Raw genomic sequence first — 23,660 nt, 5'->3', positions numbered from 1 at the left:
GACTAACCCAAGCTCAAGGTCAGAGGGACCGCGCTCAGAGCGGCGGGCCGGCGTTCGACTTCAGGTTCTTCATCACCAGCGTCGAGGTCAGCCGTTCCACGCCCGGAAGCGACGTCAGTTCGCTGTCGTAAAAGCGCTGGTACGACGGAAGGTCCTCGGCGATCACCTTCAGCAGGTAGTCCGGGGAGCCGAACAACCGCTGGGCCTCCACGATGTTGGGATTCCCGGCAACGCGGTTTTCGAAGATCTCCATGGTGGGCCGGTCCACCTGCCGCAGCGTCACGAAGACGATCGCCTCAAAACCGAGCCCGACGGCGGCCGGGTCAATGTCCGCTTTGTAGCCGCGGATTACGCCGGACGACTCCAGGTCCCGGAGCCGGCGGTGGCACGGCGCCACGGTCAGTCCCACCTTCGCGGCGAGGGCCGTGGCAGTCATCCGCCCGTCCTCTTTGAGGTAGCGCAAAATATTTCTGTCGATGTGGTCGATCACGCAAAAACCTTACCCCCGCAGCGGCGATCTGCGCGAAAACAGTGAACACTTATGGCGGTGATTTGCCTAGGCTTTTCCTGTACCCGTCAGTCAGGAGCCCGCCGTGAACCTTCAGCTATTCCTCGCGTTCGTGGTGGTCGCCGCCGCCCTCGCCTGCACCCCCGGCGTGGACTGGGCCTACTCCATCACGGCAGGCTTGGGGCGCCGCAGTTTTGTGCCCGCGGTGGCCGGGCTCTGCAGCGGCTACGTCCTGCACACCGTCCTCATGGTGGCGGGCCTGGCAGCGCTCCTGGCCGGCATGCCGGGAGTCCTGGGCTGGATCACCGTTGCCGGAGCCGCCTACCTGCTGTGGCTCGGGACCGCCACCATCAGGTCCTGGCGAGGTGCGAGCTTCACCGCAGCGACCGCCGTCGACAGTCCCGGGCAGAACCAGCTCCGAACGTTCCTCCAGGGCATGGGGACCAGCGGAATCAACCCCAAGGGCCTGCTCTTTTACGTGGCGCTCGTGCCGCAGTTCGTGAGTGCCGAGGCGCCGCTGCCCGTGCCGGTGCAGTCGGGACTGCTCGGCCTGACGTTTGTGCTGCTGGCAGCCATCGTCTACACATGCGTGGCTTTGCTGTCGCGGAAGCTCCTGCAGTCCCGCCCGGGCGCAGCCCGCAAGGTGACACTGGCCAGCGGGATCATCATGGTGGGCCTTGGCGCGGTACTTCTCTCCGAGCAGCTGCTCCCCCTCATCGCGAGCCTGGCCTAGTTCGGGCTGTCTCAGGTCTTGCGCTCCATGAACCACTCGGTGAAGGCGCTGGCGCGTCCATCGTGGCCAAGCCGGATCACCCAGAGGTTCTCGTAGCTGGGCCTGTCATCGAGATAGGTGGTGCGTCCCTGCACGAAGGCGAGGTCCTGGTCGGTTCCGAGGACGGACCACTCAAACCTCCAGTCCTCGGGCTCGTCCGCGGAGGCGATCCACTTGTCCACGATCTGCTCGCGGCCGCGCCAGGCCTCCGGATCATAGGGGCGGGTGGCGTAGACGGCATCCTCGGTGAACAGCGCCCGGATGTCGTCGGGCGCGTTGGTGGTCCACGCCGCGATGTACTTTTCCATCCACTGCCTGATTGGGTCGGTCATTTGTCCGTTGTACCCCGGCGGCGGGCCGCTCACAAGAGGCGCCGGCTTCTCTTGGAGGCCACGGCCACGGCGGCAGCGCAGGCGTCAGTCCCCGTCCAGTTCCTTCCACTCCTGTTCCCAGAGCCGGCGCTCCTGCACGTCCTTGCGGATGACCTCGAACGTCTCGAGCTCGGCACGTCGGCGCCGCCAGTCCCGCGGGTTCAGGGACTTGCGGCCGTTATCCAGCACCAGCAGGGCCCGGTCGGTCAGTGCGTCATTGCGCAGCGCCATGCTCGTTTTGCGCCGCCGCAGGACTTCTTTCAGTGCCCGCTGGGCGTGCTCGTGGGCGCCGAGCCGGCGCAGCGAACGCGCGCGGACCAGCAGCAGGGCGGCGGAGAGGTCATCCGCGTTGAGCAGTCCGTCCGTCCAGACCACCACCTCCTGGTCCCGTCCGAGGGTGTAGGCCAGCGCGCACTTCGCAAGAGCGGTGGGCAACGACGGCGGCAGCATGGCGAGCGCTTCCAGCGCAGCTTCCGTCTGGCCCGTCTCGCGCAGCGACTGGGACAGGGCCAGGAAGACCGACTCCTCGCTGAACAGCACCGGGACCTCGACGCGTTCGGCGATTTCCACCCGGGTGACCACGCGCGTGAGGTAGCTGGCCGCGAACTGGTTCGCGTCGTCGTCGTTCCTGATGCTGAGGCCCCGCTGCAGCAGCTCCACGGCGCGCAGGTGGCCGCCCTGCTTGTGGGCGAGCAGCCCGGCCATCACGTAGCACAGGCCCGCCCAGCCGGGGTATTCGCGGGCCGCGGCAATCAGCCGGTTGGGGTCGGTGCTGGCGAAGATGGCGTCGTAGACGGCCCTGGCGGGTTTGCCGGGGAGGAGCTTGAGCCGGGGGACGCTGCCGTCCACACTGATCCGGGCGGAGTCCCTGCCGCCAAGCACGCCATGGAGCAGCCCGCCGACCCCCTCGGCAATTTCCTTCACCGGGGTCCGGACCTGGCCGCTGCCGAACGGCGTGAGGTCGCGGGTGTCGCGGTAGATCGGTCCTGGAATCTGCCCCGCGGTCATTCCTCCATGCTAGTAGCCAGGCGGACCTAGCCCGAAGCGGCGGCCACCCACACGCCGATCACCCAGGTGCTGGCGGCCAGGCAGGCCAGGCCGAACTCCGCGAGGATGCCCAGGCCGGTGGCTTTGAGCGCCGCCCAACTGGTGGTCAGGGCCGTGCGGAAGTCGCGGGTGCGGTGGAGTTCGCTGAGTAGGAGCCCGGCGGCGAAGCCCACGAACAGGCCCACCACGGGAATGACGAACATGCCCGCGATGCCCAGCACGATGCCTGCCGCGACGCTCCGGTTGGGGATCCTGTGCTGCCTGAGTTTGCGGCCGGCAAGCACTGCACTGGCCGCCATGCCGGCGAGCACGAACACCATGCCGACGCTGAAGACGACCCAGCCGGTGGTGCCTTCGCCGCCCCAGATGGCCCAGGCCAGCAGGCTGATACCGATCAGGAAGCTGCCGGGCAGCACCGGGATGACGGTGCCGGCCACTCCCACGAGGATGGCCAGGCCACACAAAACGGTCACTAGGGTCTGGGGGTTCATTACCCCAGTCTAGGGTTCCAGTCCGTGGTGGGCGGGCCGGCGGCGGCGGGACGGCGTCACTGCAGCACGGCGCGCCCCGCCCTCCGCCCGGGGGAACGGACGACGGCGGCGCCTCCCCAGCACGGGAGGCGCCGCCGTCGGGCCTTCGGTCAGCCGCGTTCAGCGGCCGTACGGGTCAGCGGTTCTCAGACTCCGTCTTCCGCCGCCGCGGCGGCCACGGCGGCGGTGACGGCCGGTGCCACCCGCGGATCCAGCGGGCTGGGCACGATGTAGTCTGCGGACAGGTTCTCCTCGGCCAGCCCGGCGATGGCGCGGGCTGCGGCAAGCTTCATGGCCGGGGTGATGCGGCGGGCGCCGGCGTCGAGCGCGCCGCGGAAGATCCCCGGGAAGGCCAGGACGTTGTTGATCTGGTTGGGGAAGTCGCTGCGGCCGGTGGCCACGACGGCGGCGTACTTGACGGCAACTTCCGGCAGAACTTCGGGGTCCGGGTTGGACAGCGCGAACACGATGGAGCTGTGGTTCATCAGTTTCAGGTGCTCCTCGGCCAGCTTCGAGGAGGAGACGCCCACGAAAACGTCCGCGCCGAGCAGGGCCTCGGCCGGGCCGCCCGCGATGCCGCGGGGATTGCTGCGCTGCGCCATCTGGGCCTTCTTGCTGGCGGGATCGGCGGCGATGTCCGGGCGAGCGGCGTTGATCACGCCGCGGGAGTCCAGCAGCACCACATCGCGGATGCCCGCGGTCAGCAGGATTTCGGCGACGGCGATGCCCGCGGCTCCGGCGCCTGAGACGACGACGCGGAGTCCTTCGAGTTCGCGCCCGGTGACCTTGGCGGCTCCGGTCAGGGCTGCGAGGACCACGACGGCGGTGCCGTGCTGGTCATCGTGCATGACGGGGCAGTCCAGGGCCTCGATGAGCTTTTCCTCCAGCTCGAAGCAGCGCGGGGCCGCGATGTCCTCGAGGTTGACGGCGCCGAAGCTGGGGCGCAGCCGGACCAGGGTCTCCACGATCTCGTCCACGTCCGTGGTGTTGAGGACCAGCGGGATGGAGTCCAGTTCGCCGAAGGCCTTGAACAGGGCGGACTTGCCCTCCATGACCGGGAGGGAGGCGCTGGGGCCGATGTTTCCGAGGCCAAGGACGGCGGTGCCGTCGCTGACCACCGCGACCAGGCGCTGCGCCCAGGTGTGGGTCTTGGCAAGCTTCGGGTCGGCGTGGATGGCGCGGCTGACCTCGGCAACGCCCGGGGTGTACGCGATGGAGAGGTCGCGCTTGTTGGCGAGCGGGACGGTGCTGGCGATGGAGAGCTTGCCGCCCTCGTGGGCGGCAAAAATTTCCTGGTCCGTCAGCGCTTCGGCTGCGGAGTTGTCGGTGGGGGCAATCGTTTCAGTGGACACGTCGTTGTCTCCTGGGCTAGCCGTGGGCGCACGGCACAGGGGGCTCAAGCATTGGAGCTCAAGATGGTCAGGTGCGCGCTTCCCTGACGGCCCAAAGGGTGGCGGGGTCCGTCCGGAAGCCCGCTGGCACGGGTTGCTAGCCACTCCGGTCCTGCCATGGTAAACACTGCGGAACCCCTCGTTTGGCCACTTGGGGCGCCGTGGGCGCCCCTGCAGCGGTCTACGGGTGTTCCTGTGGCCTAATTCACCGAATTTAGCGCTTCAGGACGCTCAATGGTCTAGACCGGTTACGCTGTGTGGCGCATGGAACGGGGACGCGGCACCAGCAGGGAGCAGGCTTTCTTCAGGTCCTCTTCGGCCTCGAACAGCGATAGGCGGCGGCAGCGGACTGACTGGACTAGACCTGTGACGGTCAGCAGCAGGACCCGTGAGACGGCGGCGTCGCCACTCGCGGCCGTGACGGCACGCTCGGCCAGGGCGTCGATCTCCCGCAGCAGCGCCGTAGTGTCCCGGTCCTGAAGGTACACGCCCTGGGTGAGGCACTGCTCGACGGCGGGCTGCATCACCCGCATGTGGAAGATTTCCATCACCACGCCGGACAGCGCATGAATCCGGACCGTCCCCGCGCCCGGCCAGCTGCCCACTTTCAGGTCACTCAACTGGTGCCTGTAGAGGGCCAGCATGAGATGAGTGGCGGAGGGGAAGTAGCGGTACAGGGTGCCGAGGGGGACGTCGGCCTTCGCGGCCACCTCGGACAGGGTGACGGATTTGAGGCCCTTGCGCGCGAACCCGGCTGCGACGTCCAGGATGCGGGCGTAGCGAAGCTGTTGTCGGGGCAGGGAGGGCGGGGCGGCCATGGGCGGAAGATCTGGATTAAATTCAAGCATCATCAGTCCGGAGGTTGAGATTCCTGCGGCAGCCAGGAGAGTCCCCATCCCGATCCCGCCGCAATTCGCAATCAACTATACGGCACCGGCCATCTGCGACGCCGGTCGGGGGCCCGGCTTGCTAGCTGTAAAGCACGCTGTCAGTCGACGCCCTTGATCTTCACCACGAACACGGCACCCAGCAGGCCGATCACCGCCGCCGCGACGTAGAGCGAGACGTAGCCGCCCCAGAGCGTCAAAAACGGCCAGGCCAGGGCCGGAGCAATGACCTGCGGCAGGGAGTTGGCGATGTTGATGACACCGAGGTCCTTGCCCCGGTCGGCTGCGTGCGGCAGCACCTGGGTGATGAGCGCAAAGTCCACCGCCAGGTATGCGCCGAAGCCGATCCCCAGGACGCTGGCGCCCACGAGGCCGCCGATCCACGTCGGCGCGAACGCCAGGATCAGTGAAGCGAGCGCAATGATCACGGAGGAGGCTATGACCAGGGGCTTGCGCTTGCCCATGCGGTCGCTGAGCCGGCCGCCGATCACACTGGTGATGATCACGAACACGCAGTAGAGCCCGGTCAGCACGAGCACTCCAACTGCCGGCTCCATTCCCGTGGTCTCCTTCAGGTGAACAGCGTCCGCGAGGAAGAACAGCAGGTACAGCGTGACCATGTGGTTGCCGATATTGACGAGCAGCCGGGTGATCCACGCCCACGCGAAATCCGGGTGCCGCAGCGGCCGGATGAAGCCGAGCAGGAAATCGGTCCAGTTCAGCGGCGGCCGGCGGCTGGCGGGGAGCGGCTCGTCGTCGCTCTTGAACAAATACATGACGACGCCGGCCAGCAGGGCAATTGCGCAGACGATGTACCCCAGGGCGAAGTTTCCGGTGACGACGGCGGCAATCACCGCGCCGATGAGGATGCCCACCGTTTGGCCCATCGCCGCGAGGCCGCCGACTGTGGCGCGCTGCGGCACGGGAACACGGTCAGGAACGGCGGCGGTGATGGCCGCGTACGCGCCGTTGCAGCCGGCCTGCACGAGGCACCAGAGCAGCGTCATGACGGCCACATTCGGCGCACCTGCCAGGCCTATCAGCGCGGCCGCCCCCAGGACCGCCCCCACCACGACCCACGGCACTCGCCGGCCGAAGCGGGACGTAGTGCGGTCGCTGAAGGCACCGACAAGGGGGTTGGCCACGAGGGAGACCGCCGCGCCGGCACCGGTGACGAGTGCCAGGATGGCTTCCTTCTGGCCGGCGTCGAAGTGTTCGGCCTGCTGTCCGAGCAGCACCTGGAGGGGCCCGAAAAACGCCGCGTTGACCCCAAGGTTGACCAGGACCACGCCGGTGGTCCACAAGGGCCGGACCCGGACTGTGGGTTCGGCGAGCGCCGCGGCAGATCGCGTCCCCACCAGCCCGGGATCGGGAACTGCACCGGGAATGTCGGACAGACTCATGGCAGGCTCCCCCTGGAACGTTTTGATCGTGTGAAATCAGACTATCGTGGGCATCACCGACCCGCCCGTCAAAACTGCGCGGCACCCACTCGGCCGCGCAATATCGCCTGAGGAGAACCCATGACTGCCAATCCCGCCAGCACGTCCCAGCCGGAACAGACAGCACAGCCCGCACCGGCGGAGGCCGCCGTCAACACGGCCGACCTCTACGACGAACGCGGCGAGGAACTCAGCTCCATCTCCCTGCAGTTCCAGTCACTGGGCGGACGCTCGCACTTCAGCGGCCCGGTCCGGACCATCCGCTGCTTCGAGGACAACGCGCTGGTCAAGTCCACGCTGGCCACGCCCGGCAACGGCGCTGTGCTGGTGGTGGACGGCAACGGCTCGCTGCGCACGGCGCTGATGGGGGACATGATCGCGGCGAGCGCCGTGCAAAACGGCTGGGCCGGCGTCGTCATTAACGGTGCCATCCGCGACCGCGAGGCCATCGCGGAACTGCCGCTCGGCGTCAAGGCGCTCGGCAGCAATCCGCGCAAGAGCGCGAAGGCCGGCGCCGGAGAGACGGACGTGGACCTGCTGATCGACGGCGTGACCATCCGCTCGGGTGCCACCATCTGGTGTGATCCGGACGGCATCCTTGTGGAGCGCTGAGAAACCTTGCGGTGATGCGCGAGATCTCGGCGCTTAGGGTGCTGCTAATGGCCGAGATCTCGCCCCTCGAAAGAGGGAGGAGGCGCAACAGCCGCCCCGATTCCGGTCCGGCCTGGAAGTTTTCGTTGCCCTAGGGAACAAATCACCACGTAAGATAGTTACTGAAAGCAACTATCAAGCTGGATCCCCTTTTTGTAATGGAGCAGTCATGTCCAAAACCGCCACCGGGCCCGTAGCCGGGGACGTCCTGACCAAGCGTCAGACCATCACAGTGATGGTGGGTCTCATGCTCGGCATGTTCCTGTCGTCGCTGGACCAGACCATCGTGTCCACGTCCATCTACACCATCGCCAACGACCTCGACGGGCTTTCCCTGCAGGCTTGGGCCACCACCGCGTACCTCATCACGTCCACGGTGAGCACACCGCTGTACGGCAAGCTCAGCGACATCTTCGGCCGCCGCCCGCTGTACCTGGCTGCGATCGTGATCTTCCTGGCGGGCTCCCTGTATGCGGGATCCGTGCACTCGATGACCGAACTCGCCATCGCCCGCGGCATCCAGGGCATGGGCGCCGGCGGCCTGCTCGCCCTCGCGCTGACCATCATCGGCGACATCGTCGCCCTCAAGGACCGGGCCAAGTTCCAGGGCTACTTCATGTCCGTCTTCGGCATCTCCTCCGTCCTCGGCCCCGTGGTGGGCGGCGCCTTCGCCGGTTCCGCGAACATCCTGGGCTTCGACGGCTGGCGCTGGGTGTTCTTCATCAACCTGCCCATCGGCCTCGCCGCCCTGGCCGTCGTGTTCCTGTACCTGCACCTGCCCGCCAAGCACGTGAAACAGAAGATCGACTACTGGGGCGCGGCCGCCATCACCCTGGCCATCGTTCCGCTGCTCCTGGTTGCCGAGCAAGGCCGCAGTTGGGGCTGGACCTCCCCGGCATCCCTCCTGTGCATCGGCCTGGGCGTTGTGGGCATCGTCGCGTTCCTGCTGGCCGAGAAGCGCGCCGGCGATTATGCCCTGATCCCGCTGCGGCTCTTCCGCAACCTCACCTTCGGCCTGTCCTCGCTGCTGAACTTCATCATCGGCATCGGCATGTTCGGCGCCATTGCCATGCTGCCCATGTACCTGCAGCTCGTGAAGGGACTCACCCCCACCGAGGCCGGCCTGATGATGATCACGTTCACCGTGGGCATCCTCACCGGCTCCATCACCGCGGGCCGGACCATCTCGTCGTCCGGCACCTACCGGATCTTCCCCATCGTGGGCACGGCGGTCCTGACCGCCGCCGCCGTCGCCATGGGCTTGTCGCTCGGCGTGGACACCGGGCTCTGGGTTCCCGGCCTGATTGCGGTGTTCTTCGGCCTGGGCCTGGGCTTCTGCATGCAGCCGCTCACGCTCGCCATGCAGGTCTCCGTTCCGCCGAAGGACATGGGCGTGGGCACCTCATCGGCCGCGTTCTTCCGCTCCATGGGCGGCGCTGTGGGAACCGCAGTGTTCATTTCCATGCTGTTCAGCCTGGCGGCGGACAAGATCGCCAACGGCATGAAGGACGCCATGCAGAACCCCGACTACCTCGAGGTCCTCAAGGATCCCGCCGTGGCCGCCGACTCCGCGAACGCCAAGCTTTACGAGTTCTTCCGGAACGGCGCCACCAAAGACTCCCTCAACGACACCAGCTGGCTGCACTCGGCGAACCCCGCGCTGACCCGGCCGATCACCGAGGGATTCGCCCAGTCGATCGACGCCGTCATGCTCACCGCGGCCGTGCTCACCGGCATTGCCTTCCTGATCAGCTTCGCTCTGCCGAACAAGAAACTCACCGACCCCAAGGCAGTCGCACAGGGAGCAGGATCAGAGTCCGTGCCGGCGCACTAGCGACCAGCCCACTCCGGCGAAAACGTCACGGCAGGCAGCCTTTCGGGCTGCCTGCCGTTTCGTGTCCGCGGAATTCGGGACGCACCGCCGCCTCGGCCGGCAAAAGCCTGCGCTGCGTGACGGCCGGAGCCAGGCCGGATGACGACGACGGCGGGACGTGCCGCCGTCGTCGTCTTCCGTGCACCGAGTGGAACCTCGGTCGGTGACATGGCACACTGTTAGGCGCGTGTGCGCCGGCCGTCTGGGCCGGTACCGCAGCCGACGACGTCCGCACCGCATCCACCCAACCCCCAAACCCAGGGAGCACCATGCCTACCGCCAAGGAGCAAACCACCGCCAAGATCCCGCAACGGGTCATATGGCTGGCCCTTGCGGGCGCCGTGGGCGGCTTCCTGTTCGGCTTCGACTCGTCCGTGGTCAACGGCGCGGTCGACGCCATGAAGGACGAATTCGCCCTCAGCGAGGGCGTCACCGGATTTGCCGTGGCTGTAGCCCTGCTCGGCTGTGCCGCCGGCGCGTACATGGCGGGCAAGGTGGCCGACCGTTACGGGCGCATTCCCGCGATGAAGCTGGGCTCGCTGCTCTTCCTGGTCAGCGCCATCGGCACGGGCTTCGCGTTCAGCGTCTGGGACCTGATCTTCTGGCGGCTCGTGGGCGGCCTTGGCATCGGGCTGGCGTCGGTGATCGCCCCGGCGTACATCTCCGAGATCTCCCCGCGGCACGTCCGCGGCCGGCTCGCCTCGCTGCAGCAGCTGGCCATCACCACCGGTATCTTCGCCGCACTGCTCTCCGACGCGCTGTTCGCAACGGCCGCCGGCGGCGCCGACCAGGCGCTCTGGCTCGGCATCGAGGCCTGGCGCTGGATGTTCCTGGCCGCCGCGGCCCCGGCCGTCGTCTACGGCCTGATCGCCTACACCCTTCCCGAGTCCCCGCGCTTCCTGGTGTTCCAGGGCAAGGAAGACGAAGCCCGCAAGGTCTTCGATTCCATCGCGCCGGACGAGGACACGGACCGCCATCTGCGCGAGATCCGTGAGGCCATCGAAGAGGACCAGCTGGCCGGCAAGAAGGGCTCGCTGCGGGGCAAGACCTTCGGGCTGCAGGCCGTGGTGTGGATCGGCATCACGTTGTCCGTGCTGCAGCAGTTCGTGGGCATCAACGTGATCTTCTACTACTCCACCACCCTGTGGAAAGCCGTGGGCTTCCAGGAGAAGGACTCGCTCACCATTTCCGTGGCAACGTCCGTCACCAACATCCTGGTAACCCTCGTGGCCATCGCACTCGTGGACCGGATCGGCCGGCGCCCCATCCTGCTGGCCGGCTCCATCGGCATGGCCGTTTCCCTCGGCGTCATGGCCCTGGCCTTCGCCTCCGCCACCGGCACCGGCTCCGAGATCTCCCTCCCCGGCGCCTGGGGCCCCGTCGCCCTCGTGGCTGCCAACATCTTCGTGGTGAGCTTCGGTGCATCCTGGGGACCGCTCGTGTGGGTGCTCCTGGGTGAGATCTTCCCGTCCCGGATCCGTGCACGCGCCCTGGGCCTGGCCGCGGCCGCGCAGTGGATCGCCAACTTTGCCATCACCCTGAGCTTCCCCGTGATGGCCGCAGGTTCGCTGCCGCTGACGTACGCCATGTACGCACTCTTTGCGGCGGCATCGTTCTTCTTCGTCATGTACAAGGTGCCGGAGACGAACGGCATGTCGCTGGAACAGGCCGAAACCCTGTTTGTTCCGAAGGGTTCCGCCAAGGTCTGACCGGCACTTGGCTCCCCCGGTATGAAAAAGACGCCCAGGTTCCCGAGGAACCTGGGCGTCTTCTGCTTTGTCAGTTCGGGTCGTGTCCATAGGTCTGGCGTGATGCGGGCACGCCCTGGGGTACCGCAGAGGCGTCAGGCCTGGTCTTTGGCGGTGCCACCGCCAGCCTTGGCGCGCGGTTCCGCCGCGGCCTTCACCGGCCGCACGGCCGGCCCAGCCTGCGCCGGATGCCCTGCCTGCCCCACCGCCTCAGCCTGCGCCGACTGCTCGGCCTGCTCAGCCTGCTCAGCCTGCTCGAGGGTCGCAGCCCAGCTCGCCAGAAGCCGCAGCGCGTCCTCGGTGGCGGAGCCGGGCTCGGCGGTGTAGACCAGCAGGGACAGGCCGGGATCGGCGGAAAGGTCCAGCCCGTCGAACATCAGGTGAAGGTCTCCGACGACAGGGTGGTGGAAGTGCTTGAGCCCGGTGTAATGCTGCCGGACGTTGTGCGCCGCCCACCTGGTGCGGAACTCCTCGCTGCGCATGGAGAGTTCGCCCACCAGGTCGGACAGGGCCCGGTCGTAGGGGTCGCGGCCTGATTCCGTTCGCAGGATCGCAACGGTATCGTTCGCTGCCCGATTCCAATCCGGATAGAAGTCGTGCGAGCGCGGGTTGAGGAACGTGAACCGGGCGTGGTTCACCGGCCTGGCCGGATCGGTGTACATCTCCGAATACAGCGCGCGGCCCAGCCTGTTCGTCCCCAGGACGTCCAGGCGTCCGTTGCGCACGAACGCCGGAGCGCCGGTCATCGCGTCGAGGGCGAACTGAACGCTTGGCCTGATCTGCTGCTTCCTCGGCGTGCGGCGCGGCCGCGGTGACGCTGCTGCAGCCCGGGCCAGGTCGAACAAGTGGGCATGCTCGGCCTCGTCCAATTGCAGGGCCCGGGCCACCGAATCCAGCACGCTTTCGGATACGCCGCTCAGGTTTCCCCGTTCCAGGCGGATGTAGTAATCGATGCTCACCCTCGCGAGCATGGCCACCTCCTCACGGCGAAGGCCGGGCACCCGACGGCTGCCGCCATAATTGGGCAGCCCCGCCTCGCCAGGGGTGATCCTGGCACGCCTCGAAGCCAGGAACTGGCGAATCTCATTACGGTTATCCACGCCTTCAACCATAGGAGCCTTCCGCAGCCGCTGGGAGGCCCTGTCACTACCTGTATCACCAGGCCCTTCCCCGCAATCACGGGTCACCGTTTGCCGGCTAGGCAGCCAAGACAAACCGACGACGGCGGTGCACGCCAGGCACACGGCCAGGCAAGCGGCGCCGCGAGCCAAAGGGGGTACTGCCAGTACCCGGATCAGCAGGGACTCCCACGCCTGGTTTGACTCCTGTTTTATTAAATAAGGGAGCTTTCGAAGGACGGAGACCGCTGCTGGACATCCTCAGTGGAACAATTCAGCCCGGCACAGTGTTTTACGGGGCTGTGGGCGCAACAACGTCACGTCCCTGCCGGCGACGCTGCCATGGCCCACCGCGAAGCACTCACAGTGCCCATCCGCCCCTAAGACTGCCGGACAGACCGGCCATGCGCCGTTCACCCGAACCAACATCCACCCAACCAAACGGATCACTCACCCAACACAGGAGAAGCATGCTTACCGTTAACGCTTACGCCGCACCGTCCGCCACCGGCGACCTCGTCCCCACCACCATCGAGCGCCGCGCCGTCGGCCCGCAGGACGTCCTCATCGACATCAAGTACGCCGGAATCTGCCACTCGGACATCCACACCGTCCGTGGCGACTGGGGTCCTCAGCAGTATCCACTGGCTCCCGGACATGAAATCGCCGGCATCGTCACCGAGGTCGGCGCCGAAGTCACCAGGCACAAGGTCGGCGACCGTGTCGGCGTCGGCTGCATGGTGAACTCCTGCCGTGAATGCGCCAACTGCAAGAAAGGCGAGGAGCAGTACTGCCTGGCGGGGATGACAGGCACCTACGGCGCCGTCGACCGCGACGGGACCATCACCCAGGGCGGCTACACCACGCACGTGGTGGTGACCGAGGACTTCGTCGTGCGGATTCCGGACAGCCTGGAGCTCGACGTCGCGGCGCCGCTGCTCTGCGCCGGCATCACCACCTACTCGCCGCTGCGCCACTGGGGCGCCGGTCCCGGCAAGAAGGTGGCAGTCGTCGGGCTCGGCGGGCTCGGACACATGGCCGTCAAGCAGGCCCACGCCATGGGCGCCGAGGTGACCGTGCTGTCGCAGTCGCTGAAGAAGATGGAAGACGGCCTGCGCCTCGGCGCGGACGCATACTACGCCACGAGCGATCCCACCACGTTCGAGGCCCTCGCCGGCACCTTCGACCTGATCATCAACACTGTCAGCGCCGCGATCGACATCAGCTCCTACCTGCAGCTGCTGTCTCTCGACGGCGCCCTGGTGAACGTGGGCGCCCCGGCAGAACCGCTCCCGGTGAACGCGTTCGCGCTCATCATGGGACGCCGCTCCTTCGCCGGATCGGCGATCGGCGGCATCCGCGAAACCCAGGAAATGCTCGATTTCTGCGCCGAGCACCAGCTGGGCGCCGAGATCGAAGTCATCCCCGCTGACAAGATCAACGAGGCCTACGAACGCGTCCTGGCCTCCGACATCCGGTACCGGTTCGTCATCGACACGGCAACCATGAGCTAACCGCACAATCCTCAGCGGAAGCGGCCCGTCAGCACTGCTGGCGGGCCGCTTCCGTCATTCCCCGCAAAGCGGCCCTCCTCAAGCGGCCGGTCGCCGTGCGGAACTATTGCGGAACTGGCTGTGAACCTGCAGGCCTCAACATGCCAAAAAGCAAGGCTGCTTAGTGTTTAATGCTAATCATGCTTACTATATTTTCCCGGGCAATATCCGGGTGGCGGGTGCCGGCTCCTGCGGGAATCCATGGCCTCACTATTGTCAGCAGGAACCGAGTAGGAGGATCAATGCGCAGAATTCTCGCCGCGCTTACGCTGGGGCTGATCGTCGCGGCCGGCACTCTTTCATTCGCGTCCGCGTCGACGGCTGCTCCGGCCAGGGCGGGCACGGTGTATTCGGCGGACGCCTTGTCATCCGTCCAGGCCGCGACCTCCGCGGCCAGCTCGCCGTCGCCGTCCGCAACGGCGCCGTCGGACAACCCGGTGAACCCCGGAACGGGCGAACCGGCCGAAGACGAGGCAACCAGAACAGACTTCGCCCCGTACGTCATCGGGGCAGTACTTGTGGTCACCGCCGTCGTGGTTCTGATCTGGTGGCGCAGGCGCGGAAACAAGACGGTGGTCTAGCTGCATGAAGATCCCTGAACCGCGGGGCCCCATCAGCGCGGGACTGCTCGCCATCCTCGCCGGGCCGCCCGGGAGCGACCCATCGGCGCATGCCGGCCTCTCGCAGCTCGTCCAAGATCGGCTGCCCCTGGTCGAAGACCTCATCGACGATGACGACATCCAGCTGGCATTGTTTTGCCTCTACGAGCTGCACTACGGGGGCCTGGACGGGGTGGACGAGCGCTGGGAATGGAACCCCGGACTGATCGGCATCCGCCAACTGCTGGAGGAACCCTTCGAAGAAGCCCTGCGAACCGCCGCGGGGCTGGCAGTCCCCGCGGCCGAGGCCATGTCCACGGAGCAGCCGGACAGCGACGGCGTTGCGGCCCTGCTGTTCGCGCTGGCGGCAGAGGACAGCGGGCCCAGCCTGTCGCGCTATGTCGCCAAGAAGGCGTCGGTGGAGCAGCTCCGAGAATTCCTGATCCACAAGTCCATCTATCAGCTCAAGGAAGCCGACCCGCACACGTGGGCCATTCCGCGGCTGACCGGGCGGGCCAAGGCCGCGCTCGTGGAGATCCAGGCTGACGAGTATGGCGGCGGCCTCCCGGACCGGATGCACAGCGCAATGTTTGCCCGGACCATGAGGGGCCTCGGGCTGGATGACCGCTACGGCGGCTATGTGGATACCGTGCCGGCACTTTCCCTTGCATCCGTGAACATGATGTCCCTGTTCGGCCTGAACCGGAGACTGCGCGGTGCCATCGCCGGACACCTTGCCATCTACGAAATGACGTCTTCGCGGCCCAATCAGCTCTACGGCAACGGCTTCCGGCGCCACGGCTTCGAAGCGAGCGTGACCGGATACTTCGACGAGCATGTTGAGGCGGACGCCGTCCATGAGCAGATCGCCGGCCGGGACCTCGCCGGCGGGCTGGTGGAGGCGGAACCCGGCCTCCTCGCCGACGTCTTGTTCGGCGCGACGGCGGCACTCGCCATTGACGCCCGGTTCACCCTGCGGATCATGGACGCCTGGGAAAGCGGTCGGTCCTCGCTGCGCACCGCCCTCCCGGCAGCGGCGTGACCGGCCCGGCGGACACGGGGGTGCCCCGACCCGTGCCGCAGACAGACGAAGGAGTTTGGATGAACCAGGAAACCGCCGACGGCTCGATAGTGGTCTGCCCCGACGGGCCCCTGATAATCCGCGGAGAGTTTGAAATTGTCACCCCATCAGGGGAACCGGTGCCCAGACAGCGGAAAACCGTGGCCCTGTGCCGGTGTGGCGCCTCGGCGATCAAACCGTACTGCGACGGAACCCACAAGATGATCGGTTTCCGCACCGAATTTCCTCCTGATTCGCGGCAGGGCAGCACCTCTTAACCCTGAGGCAGCTCTCTGCACAAAGGCGTCCCCGGAACGCCGGCCCACAACGAACGACGCCGGAACTCACCTACTTGAGTTCCGGCGTCGTGCGTTGGGTTGCGCTGCGTAGCAGCAGGGTCAGGCCGGAGCGGTGACGCCTTCTGCCTGGCGCTCCTCCACCAGGCCGCAGACGGCCGCGAACAGCGGGTGGTCCGCCGGCAGTCCCGTGATCCGCTCGGTCGCTTCGGCGGGCGCGGAGGCGGACAGGATCTGCCCGAGCTCCACGGCCTCGGCGTCGGCGGGATCGTTGAAGCGCAGGGCGGCGGCGATCGCCCCGAGGAGGGCCTCGGGCACGATCCCCCGCTCCGCCAGCTCCGCCGCCGGGCCAATGAACCGCTCATGCCGGCTGAGCTTGCGCAGCGGCGCCCGCCCCACGCGGTTCACGGTGTCCGGCAGGTGCGGATTGGAGAAGCGGCCGAGGATCTTCTGGACGTAGGCTTCCTGTTCGTCGTGGTTGAAGCCGTGCTTGGACACGAGCAGCTGCTTGGTTTCGTCGAGCACTGCCCGCACGTCCGCCGCGACGTCCTGGTCCGCCATGGCCTCGGAGATCTTCTCCACACCGGCCTGGTACCCGAAGTACGCGGCGGACGCGTGGCCGGTGTTGACCGTGAACAGCTTCCGCTCGATGTAGGGCCCCAGGCGGTCTACGAACGTGGCACCGGGAATATCGGGCGCGGCGCCGCCAAAGGGCGTGCGGTCGATGACCCACTCGTAGAAGGTCTCCACCGTGACATCCAGCCCCTGGCCGGGTTCCTGGTTGGGCACGATCCGGTCCACGGCCGTGTTGGCAAACACCGCCGCTTTGTCCAGCGACCCGGCGGCGTTATCCCAGGACTGCGCGATGGATACCCTCAGGATGTCCGTGGCGTTGATGGCGTTCTCGCAGGCCATCACCTGCAGCGGCGCCTTTCCTGCGGCCCGGGCGGCAATTCCCTTCGTAATCGCAGGCGCCACGAACTTGAGGATATGCGGCCCCACGGCGGTGGTGACGATGTCCGCCGTCGCGATTTCCTCAATCAGCTGTGCCTCGTGGGTGCCGGAATTGACCGCCCGGAAGTTGTCCACGGTGCGCACGGTGGGGTTCTCTCCCACCTCGTGGACGGCATAGCTGTCCGCGGCGGCAAGCTGGGAGATGAGGGCGTCCGCAACGTCCGCGAACACCACCTCATACCCGGCATCGTGCAGCAGCAGCCCGACGAATCCGCGGCCGATGTTTCCGGCGCCAAAATGTACAGCCTTCACTATGCGTTGACCTTTCCGAACAGCTCCAGCACTTCCTCGACGGAGGTTGCGGCCTCAAGCTGCGCCACCTGCGCCTTGTTCGTGAAGACCTTCGCGATCGAGGAGAGGATGTGGAGGTGTTCGTTGTTGATGCCGGCCACGCCCACCACGAACTTGACCTCCTTGCCGTTCCAGTCGATGCCGTCGGGGTAGCGCACCACCGAGACCGCGGACCTCTTGATGTGGTCCTTGGCGGCGTTGGTGCCGTGCGGAATGGCCAGGAAGCTGCCCATGTAGGTGGACACGGATTCCTCGCGCTCGTGCATTGCGAGGATGTAGTCGTTATCCACGGCGCCGCGGGCCAGCAGCAGCTGGCCGGCCTCGTCGATCGCGGCATCCCGGGTTGTGGCGGAGCCGGTGAGGACCACGCTGTCAGCCACCAGGATGTCCGACGGCGGGGCGCCGGCTTCCGCAGGCGCCCCGGCGGCCTGCGCCCCCGGCACGGCCGTGGCGCCGGCAGCGGCGGCGGTTGCGGGAGCAGCTGCGCCGCCGGCGTCGGCGGTTCCTTCGGCGTTGCTGCTCTTGACCAGTTCCACGATCTCGTCATAGCGCGGGCTGTTCATGAAATTGTCCACGGAATAATGGACGGCGCTGGCCGTGGCCGGCTTGGCCCGCTCGGTGAGGTCCTGGTGCGTGATCACGACGTCGTAGGTGTCCGTGAGGTTCGCGATGGACGCGTTGGTGACCTTGACGTCCGGGAAACCGGCCGCCTTGATCTTGTTCCGCAGCACCGAGGCGCCCATGGCGCTGGAGCCCATGCCGGCGTCGCACGCGAACACGATGTTCTCGACGGGACGAGTCAGGACTGCGGTGCCGCCGGCACCCGCACCCGTGAGGGAGGAGGCGACGGAGCTCTTCTTGCCCTTCATGTCCTCCATGCGGCTGGTGGCGGCGCTGAGATCGCCCTCGTCACTGTGGCGGGTGGTCCTGAGGATCACCGAGGCGACGAGGAAGGAAACTGTTGCCGCGAGCACGACCGAAAGGATCACGCCAAGGTAGCTGTCACGGGAGGTCTGCGCGATCACCGCGATGATGGAACCCGGGGCTGCGGGAGCTACGAGTCCGGAGTTGGTCACGGCCAGGGTGGCGATACCCGTCATGCCGCCTGCGATCGCGGCCAGGATCAGCAGCGGGCGCATGAGGACGTACGGGAAGTAGATTTCGTGGATGCCGCCGAAGAAGTGGATGATGGCCGCACCCGGCGCTGAGGCTTTCGCAACGCCGCGGCCAAAGAACATGTAGGCAAGCAGGATGCCCAGGCCCGGGCCGGGATTAGCCTCAAGCAGGAACAGGATGGACTTGCCCTGCTCCAGCGACTGCTGGACGCCCAGCGGGGTCAGCACGCCGTGGTTGATGGCGTTGTTGAGGAACAGCACCTTGGCCGGTTCGATGAAGATGCTGGTCAGGGGCAGCAGGCCGTTGTTCACCAGGAACTGGACCACGTTCCCCGCCCCGGTACTGAAAGCCGTGACCAGCGGAGAGATGCCATAGAAGCCAAGCATCGCCAGGAGGGCGCCCCAGATGCCGGCGGAGAAGTTGTTCACCAGCATCTCGAAGCCGGGGCGGATCTTCCCGTGCCAGATAGCGTCGAGCTTCTTCATGGTCCAGCCGCCGAGGGGGCCCATGATCATGGCGCCGATGAACATCGGGATGCCGGCACCGACGATGACGCCCATGGTGCCGATGGCGCCCACGACGCCGCCCCGGACGTCGTAGACCATCTTGCCGCCGGTGTAGGCAATCAGGAGAGGCAGAAGGTACGTGATCATGGGACCGACGAGGCCCACATTCGGCTCACCTGCGGAGTTGGTGCCGAAGCCGCCAAGCGCAGGCACCGGAAGCCATCCCTTCTCGATGAAGAGAGCCGTGATGAGGCCCCAGGCGATGAACGCCCCGATGTTGGGCATGATCATTCCGGACAGGAACGTCCCGAACTTCTGGACGTGAACCCGCACGCTGGTGCGGGGTTTTGCAACTGTCTCTGTTGCCATGTGATTTCCTAACCGTGATTCCTGCTGCACCGCAGGATGGTCCGATATTTTCGACGACTAGCTGGTGGAACTGTTGGAGATCCTGTGGAGCCATTCGAGAAAGAGCTTGAGTTCCGAGCTGGACAACTGGTCCGAGTGGGATGCCTGCAGCGCCGCGTTCAGCGCGATGGCGGCCACTACCACGGATGATTTCCCGGAATCCTCCGGTTCGGCATCCCTGCCCTGGTCGCTGGACACCGCGAAGATCATGGCGTCCCGCGTCATGGTTGACAGTTCGAGGTTCCGCTCCGCCGCCGGTTCCGCGATCAGCATGAGCGTGACCCCCACGTTGGCCGCCAGGATGCTTCTGGCAGCTTCCCGCGGCTGGACGTTCAGCTGCCCGGCCGCGGCGGCCTTGTTCAGCATCTCCTCCATAAGGGCCTCCGCATCGGCGACGATGGACGGGCGGCTCTCGGGGCGGATGTTACCGAACATGACCAGATACAGTTCCGGCTGGTTAAGCCCGAACTGCACATGGTTGTCCCACATCCGCCGGATGTCTTCCAGCGGATGCCCGGACGGGGCGAAGTCGCGTTCGCCTGCCACATATTCCTCGAATCCGGCGGCCACAACCGCGTCAAACAGGCCCTCCTTGTCACCGAAGTGGTGGTACAGGGTGGGTGCCGTGACGCCTGCCAGCTGCGTGATCTGGCGTGTTGATACAGCTGCTCCCGCGGAGTTGGCCAGCAACTCGGCTGCCGCACGCAACAGCCTCATTTTGGGCGGGAGCTGGCCATCGAAACTCATAACCGCTACCCTATCACCTATAGCAACGCTATATGAATTGCATCACATACAATTTTTTCAGGCACCGCACATCAATATCGGACGTAGCCGTTCGGAACGCCCGGACCACTGTCCTGGCAGAGACCGGCGGGCCTGGCTACCGGCAGAGAATGAGGACCTTCAGTGCAGAACTTCACAGGAGTTGGCGTCAGCCCCGGCCGCATCATCGGCACCGTCCGGCAGATGCCCAAACCCATCAGTGAACCTCCCGCCGGCGAGCAGCTGGCGGCCGGAACGTCCCCCGAAGACGCGACGGCGGCGCTGAAGGCAGCGGCGAGCGCCGTCCACGATGACCTCAAGGCCCGCGCCAGCCACGCCACCGGCGACGGCAAGGCCGTCCTGGAAGCAACGGCACTGATGGCCAAGGACACCATGCTGATCAAAGGCGCGGCCAAGCTGATCGCCCGCGGCATGTCCGGCCAGCGCGCCATCTGGGAGTCTGGTTCCTCGGTTGCGGAAATGCTGCACAACCTTGGCGGGTACATGGCAGAGCGCGCCACCGACATCCTCGACGTCAGAGCCCGCATCGTCGCCGAACTCCGCGGCGTACCCGCCCCGGGCATCCCCTCCTCGGAGACCCCCTTCATCCTCGTGGCCGAAGACCTTGCGCCCGCCGACACCGCGACCCTGGACCCGAACAAGGTCCTCGCGCTGGTGACGGCCGGCGGCGGCCCGCAGTCACACACCGCCATCATTGCCCGCTCTCTCGGCCTGCCGGCCGTGGTGGCCGCCGTGGGTGTGGACGAACTGCCGGACGCCACTGAAATCTACGTTGACGGCGCGGCAGGCACCATTACCGCCGAACCGGACGCCTCGCTGCACGCCGCGGCGGAGGCCTGGGCGGCCACCGCATCCCTCCTTGCCGAGTTCAGCGGCACGGGTACGACGGCGGACGGCCACCTGGTCCCGCTCCTCGCCAATGTGGGCGGCGCCAAGGATGCCGAAGCCGCAGCCAAGCTCGGAGCGCAGGGCGTCGGGCTCTTCCGTACCGAGTTCTGCTTCCTGGAGCGCGATACCGAGCCCAGCGTGGACGAGCAGGCTGCCGCCTACAAGGGCGTCTTCGATGCCTTCCCCGGCAAGAAGGTGGTGCTCCGGACCCTGGACGCCGGCGCCGACAAGCCGCTCCCCTTCCTGACCGACTCCACCGAGCCCAACCCGGCCCTGGGCGTCCGTGGCTACCGCACCGACTTCACCACCCCGGGCGTCCTGGAGCGCCAGCTGGAGGCAATCGCCCGTGCCGAAAAGGAATCCGCAGCGGATGTCTGGGTGATGGCACCCATGATTTCGACGGCGGAGGAGGCCGCCCGGTTCGCCACCATGTGCGCCGAGGCAGGAATCAAGACGCCCGGCGTCATGGTGGAGGTCCCGTCCGCGGCATTGACGGCCGACACCATCCTTCGCGAGGTTGCCTTCGCCAGCCTGGGCACCAACGACCTCACCCAGTACGCCATGGCGGCGGACCGCCAGCTCGGCCCGCTGGCCGGCCTGAACACCCCGTGGCAGCCCGCCGTCCTGCGCCTCGTCGGCCTGACCGTGGAAGGCTCGGCGACCGAGGGGCACAACAAGCCCGTGGGCGTCTGCGGTGAGGCCGCGGCGGATCCGGCCCTCGCCGTCGTACTGACCGGGCTCGGCGTCACCACGCTGTCCATGACCGCCCGCTCGCTGGCCGCCGTCGCCGCAGTGCTCAAGACCGTCACGCTGGCCGAGGCGCAGGAGCTCGCCAAGCTGGCCCTGTCCGCGCCGAGCGCCACGGAGGCCCGCGCGTGGGTCCGGGAGAAGCTGCCTGTCCTGGAGGAGCTGGGCCTCTAGCCGGGGAGACTGCCGCGGAGGCCGTCCGCCGTCGTTTCGGCCCAACGGGCAATGGCATGTGCCACGGCGGAGGGCGCCGTGTCCTGAACCACGTGTCCGCGGGCCGGCACTTCGGCGAACGTGCCGTGCGGTGCCTCTGCCGCGAGGTACTCGCACCACGGGCGGCGGGCAATGGGGTCCCGGCCACCGCGGAGCACCAGCACGGGCTGTTGCACGCCGCGAATCCTCGTTTCCAACGGAAAGCCCAGCATCACCGGCAGTTGGGTGAAGTACCACCGAAGCCCGGTCCGGAAATAGTCGGTAAACACCACGGCATTGGTGGTGGGCGCTTCGCAAAGGAGTGAATCCCGGGTCAGGGCGAGCGCGTGCCAGGTGGCACTCCTCCGGGAAGGATCCACCACCGGCCCCATGAGCACCACGCCACTCACCAGGTCCGGCTCCTGGAGGGCCAGCTCCACCGCGAACTGAGTCCCCATGGAATGGCCCACCACCACGCAGGACTGCACCCCGGCTTCCGCGAGCACGGCGGCCACGAAGGCGGCATATTCGCCCACTGACACCTGCCGGCCGGGGCGGGGAGTATCGCCGAAGCCGGGCAGATCGAAGGAATACACCACCGCGCCGGGCGCCTGCTTGCCGCGCGACAGTTCAAGGTGCAGCTTGGCAAAGTAGCGGTGCGTGACGCCGATTCCATGAAGCAGCACAAACACCGGCCGGTCTCTCTTGGGAGACCCGGGCCGGGAAGTCCCGTGCTGTAGAGCCGCGGGATTAAGATCCGCGGGCTTGAACGGCCCGTGCTCCGACGTACTGGGAGACTCGCCGCGCGACTGGTCCGGACCCGCTTCAGCGGCATAGAGACGACCCGTCAGGCCGTTCGCCGTCACAACTGTTCCACTACCGAGTTTCATCCGCCGAGCATACCCGTCCTGGGCGGTCCGACCACATGAGGCGAAGCGGCAGCCGCTAGGCTTCTGCCATGGCACTGATAGCTCCCAGGGTGACCCCCGCCCTTCCCGCCGAGGACTCGCTGAACCTGCAGCGTGCCCTGGATGGCAGCAACGACATCACCGTGTTCGTGGACGGCACCGTCCACCGGCTGCCGCCCCAGGCGAGGGACGCCGTCGTCGACCTTCTGGCAAGATTCAGCCGCGGCGAAGCCGTAACGGTGAGCAGCGTGGAGGAAATGCTCACCACGTCCCAGGCCGCGGAACTCGCCGGAATCTCCCACACCTACCTGCGGAACATGACGGACCGCGGCGAGATTCCGGTGGAATACCGGGGGACGCACCGCCGGATCCGGCTGGCCGCCATCATGGCTTGGCTGGAGGGGCAGAAGAAGAAGCAGGCCGCCGCGGAACCGGCCGGTGACGCCTCCGGCGAGGACCGCTGACGGCAGGTCCGAAGGCGCTAGGTCCGAAGGCGGCACAGCCCGTAATTGCCGGCACGTCCAAATGACAGGCCGCCTGCACTGGATGACGGTGCGATAAGGATCAAGCAACGATCCCGCGAACGCAGGGATTCCGGCCTGCGGGCGGGGTTACTCTTTATTCGTGGCGAGATTCAGGGGATTGCACATCGTGGCGGGTATCGTCGCCATGGGTGTCACTGCTGTCCTCGGAAGCGTCATGGGGCTGAACAACACCGCCGTTTTCACCTCGAGCTGCGTAGCTTACGTGGCCGTCTCCATGTGGGCGGAAAGCCGGTTCTCACGGCGCCGCGGCGAGATTCCCGGTCCCGCCCAGCTGCAGCCGCAGATTACGGACCCTGGCAAGCTGGACCGCACGCCAGACCAGATTCCCCGGCAGGAGGGGAACGCCGCTTGACCCGTCAGCGGCGCATGGCGCTGGCGCCGGCCTGCGCCTAGACCGGTGCGTGGGCCGGTGC

At 66.9% G+C, this 23,660-nt stretch carries 23 protein-coding genes; 11 read left to right on the top strand and 12 right to left on the bottom strand.

Annotation, left to right across the window (positions count from 1 at the left end; genetic code table 11):
- Window positions 1-34 precede the first annotated feature (34 nt).
- Window positions 35-490, bottom strand: a complete 456-nt coding sequence (locus CXQ90_RS12295; RefSeq protein ID WP_104139472.1) for an Lrp/AsnC family transcriptional regulator — start codon at window positions 488-490, stop codon at window positions 35-37.
- Window positions 491-593: 103 nt separating this feature from the next.
- On the opposite strand from CXQ90_RS12295, the gene CXQ90_RS12290 reads away from it, so the two are divergent.
- A complete protein-coding gene (locus tag CXQ90_RS12290; RefSeq protein WP_104139471.1) occupies window positions 594-1,241 on the top strand; it encodes a LysE family translocator in 648 nt (215 codons plus the stop codon).
- Between the two features lie 11 nt (window positions 1,242-1,252).
- Here CXQ90_RS12290 and CXQ90_RS12285 read toward each other — a convergent pair whose 3' ends face one another.
- The 6 genes from CXQ90_RS12285 to CXQ90_RS12260 all read right to left on the bottom strand — a co-directional run bounded on the left by CXQ90_RS12285 (window position 1,253) and on the right by CXQ90_RS12260 (window position 6,909).
- On the bottom strand, window positions 1,253-1,612 hold the full coding sequence (locus CXQ90_RS12285; RefSeq protein WP_104139469.1) for a nuclear transport factor 2 family protein: 360 nt from the start codon (window positions 1,610-1,612) through the stop codon (window positions 1,253-1,255).
- An 84-nt stretch (window positions 1,613-1,696) separates the two neighbouring features.
- A complete protein-coding gene (locus CXQ90_RS12280) occupies window positions 1,697-2,659 on the bottom strand; it encodes a hypothetical protein (protein WP_104139468.1) in 963 nt (320 codons plus the stop codon).
- 26 nt (window positions 2,660-2,685) lie between these two features.
- A complete protein-coding gene (locus tag CXQ90_RS12275; RefSeq protein ID WP_104139466.1) occupies window positions 2,686-3,189 on the bottom strand; it encodes a DUF456 domain-containing protein in 504 nt (167 codons plus the stop codon).
- A gap of 185 nt (window positions 3,190-3,374) precedes the next feature.
- Complete coding sequence (locus tag CXQ90_RS12270; RefSeq protein WP_104139465.1) at window positions 3,375-4,580, bottom strand: NADP-dependent malic enzyme; 1,206 nt, start codon at window positions 4,578-4,580, stop codon at window positions 3,375-3,377.
- Between the two features lie 287 nt (window positions 4,581-4,867).
- A complete protein-coding gene (locus CXQ90_RS12265) occupies window positions 4,868-5,437 on the bottom strand; it encodes a TetR/AcrR family transcriptional regulator (RefSeq protein WP_258064511.1) in 570 nt (189 codons plus the stop codon).
- 170 nt (window positions 5,438-5,607) lie between these two features.
- A complete protein-coding gene (locus tag CXQ90_RS12260; protein ID WP_104139463.1) occupies window positions 5,608-6,909 on the bottom strand; it encodes an MFS transporter in 1,302 nt (433 codons plus the stop codon).
- Window positions 6,910-7,029: 120 nt separating this feature from the next.
- Between CXQ90_RS12260 and rraA the strand changes: the two genes are divergently transcribed.
- From rraA to CXQ90_RS12245, 3 genes are all read left to right on the top strand, one after another.
- Window positions 7,030-7,560, top strand: coding sequence for a ribonuclease E activity regulator RraA (gene rraA / locus CXQ90_RS12255; RefSeq protein ID WP_104139462.1), 531 nt, complete (start codon window positions 7,030-7,032; stop codon window positions 7,558-7,560).
- A 208-nt stretch (window positions 7,561-7,768) separates the two neighbouring features.
- Window positions 7,769-9,433: an MDR family MFS transporter gene (locus CXQ90_RS12250; RefSeq protein WP_104139460.1), complete on the top strand. Its 1,665-nt coding sequence runs from the start codon at window positions 7,769-7,771 to the stop codon at window positions 9,431-9,433.
- A 308-nt stretch (window positions 9,434-9,741) separates the two neighbouring features.
- A complete protein-coding gene (locus tag CXQ90_RS12245; RefSeq protein WP_104139459.1) occupies window positions 9,742-11,181 on the top strand; it encodes a sugar porter family MFS transporter in 1,440 nt (479 codons plus the stop codon).
- 134 nt (window positions 11,182-11,315) lie between these two features.
- On the opposite strand, the gene CXQ90_RS12240 is transcribed toward CXQ90_RS12245, so the two are convergent.
- Window positions 11,316-12,320, bottom strand: coding sequence for a helix-turn-helix transcriptional regulator (locus CXQ90_RS12240; RefSeq protein WP_104139503.1), 1,005 nt, complete (start codon window positions 12,318-12,320; stop codon window positions 11,316-11,318).
- Window positions 12,321-12,808: 488 nt separating this feature from the next.
- On the opposite strand from CXQ90_RS12240, the gene CXQ90_RS12235 reads away from it, so the two are divergent.
- The 4 genes from CXQ90_RS12235 to CXQ90_RS12220 all read left to right on the top strand — a co-directional run bounded on the left by CXQ90_RS12235 (window position 12,809) and on the right by CXQ90_RS12220 (window position 15,828).
- Window positions 12,809-13,852 carry an NAD(P)-dependent alcohol dehydrogenase gene (locus tag CXQ90_RS12235; RefSeq protein ID WP_104139457.1) on the top strand — a complete coding sequence of 348 codons (1,044 nt, stop codon included), beginning with the start codon at window positions 12,809-12,811 and terminating at the stop codon, window positions 13,850-13,852.
- 281 nt (window positions 13,853-14,133) lie between these two features.
- Window positions 14,134-14,472 (top strand): LuxR family transcriptional regulator, encoded by a 339-nt coding sequence (locus tag CXQ90_RS12230; protein WP_104139456.1) that lies wholly within the window; start codon window positions 14,134-14,136, stop codon window positions 14,470-14,472.
- A 4-nt stretch (window positions 14,473-14,476) separates the two neighbouring features.
- Window positions 14,477-15,532, top strand: coding sequence for an iron-containing redox enzyme family protein (locus CXQ90_RS12225; protein WP_104139454.1), 1,056 nt, complete (start codon window positions 14,477-14,479; stop codon window positions 15,530-15,532).
- Between the two features lie 59 nt (window positions 15,533-15,591).
- Window positions 15,592-15,828: a CDGSH iron-sulfur domain-containing protein gene (locus CXQ90_RS12220; protein WP_104139453.1), complete on the top strand. Its 237-nt coding sequence runs from the start codon at window positions 15,592-15,594 to the stop codon at window positions 15,826-15,828.
- Between the two features lie 120 nt (window positions 15,829-15,948).
- Here CXQ90_RS12220 and CXQ90_RS12215 read toward each other — a convergent pair whose 3' ends face one another.
- From CXQ90_RS12215 to CXQ90_RS12205, 3 genes are read right to left on the bottom strand one after another with little or no spacing between them, the layout of a single operon-like run.
- Window positions 15,949-17,112, bottom strand: coding sequence for a mannitol-1-phosphate 5-dehydrogenase (locus tag CXQ90_RS12215; RefSeq protein WP_104139451.1), 1,164 nt, complete (start codon window positions 17,110-17,112; stop codon window positions 15,949-15,951).
- On the bottom strand, window positions 17,112-19,142 hold the full coding sequence (locus tag CXQ90_RS12210; protein ID WP_104139450.1) for a PTS mannitol transporter subunit IICBA: 2,031 nt from the start codon (window positions 19,140-19,142) through the stop codon (window positions 17,112-17,114). The genes CXQ90_RS12215 and CXQ90_RS12210 overlap by 1 nt, the downstream gene beginning before the upstream one ends.
- 57 nt (window positions 19,143-19,199) lie before the next feature.
- A complete protein-coding gene (locus tag CXQ90_RS12205) occupies window positions 19,200-19,928 on the bottom strand; it encodes a TetR/AcrR family transcriptional regulator (protein ID WP_104139448.1) in 729 nt (242 codons plus the stop codon).
- A gap of 162 nt (window positions 19,929-20,090) precedes the next feature.
- Here CXQ90_RS12205 and ptsP point away from each other — a divergent pair, with 162 nt between their 5' ends.
- Window positions 20,091-21,776, top strand: a complete 1,686-nt coding sequence (gene ptsP / locus CXQ90_RS12200; protein ID WP_104139447.1) for a phosphoenolpyruvate--protein phosphotransferase — start codon at window positions 20,091-20,093, stop codon at window positions 21,774-21,776.
- On the opposite strand, the gene CXQ90_RS12195 is transcribed toward ptsP, so the two are convergent.
- Window positions 21,773-22,684 (bottom strand): alpha/beta fold hydrolase, encoded by a 912-nt coding sequence (locus CXQ90_RS12195; RefSeq protein ID WP_104139445.1) that lies wholly within the window; start codon window positions 22,682-22,684, stop codon window positions 21,773-21,775. The two genes, ptsP and CXQ90_RS12195, sit on opposite strands and share 4 nt — an antisense overlap.
- A 68-nt stretch (window positions 22,685-22,752) precedes the next feature.
- Here CXQ90_RS12195 and CXQ90_RS12190 point away from each other — a divergent pair, with 68 nt between their 5' ends.
- The gene (locus CXQ90_RS12190) at window positions 22,753-23,166 is read left to right on the top strand and encodes a helix-turn-helix domain-containing protein (protein ID WP_104139444.1); all 414 of its coding nucleotides are present in this window, start codon (window positions 22,753-22,755) and stop codon (window positions 23,164-23,166) included.
- Between the two features lie 160 nt (window positions 23,167-23,326).
- Entirely contained in the window at window positions 23,327-23,599 is a 273-nt protein-coding gene (locus tag CXQ90_RS12185) for a hypothetical protein (RefSeq protein ID WP_104139442.1), read from the top strand.
- Window positions 23,600-23,660: the final 61 nt, after the last annotated feature.

It is taken from the genome of Arthrobacter sp. ZGTC131 (assembly GCF_002929275.1).
In the GTDB taxonomy this organism is placed as follows: Bacteria; Actinomycetota; Actinomycetes; order Actinomycetales; family Micrococcaceae; genus Arthrobacter.
The sequence above is the reverse complement of the archived record's forward strand: the minus strand, read 5'-3'. Positions and strand labels throughout refer to the sequence as shown.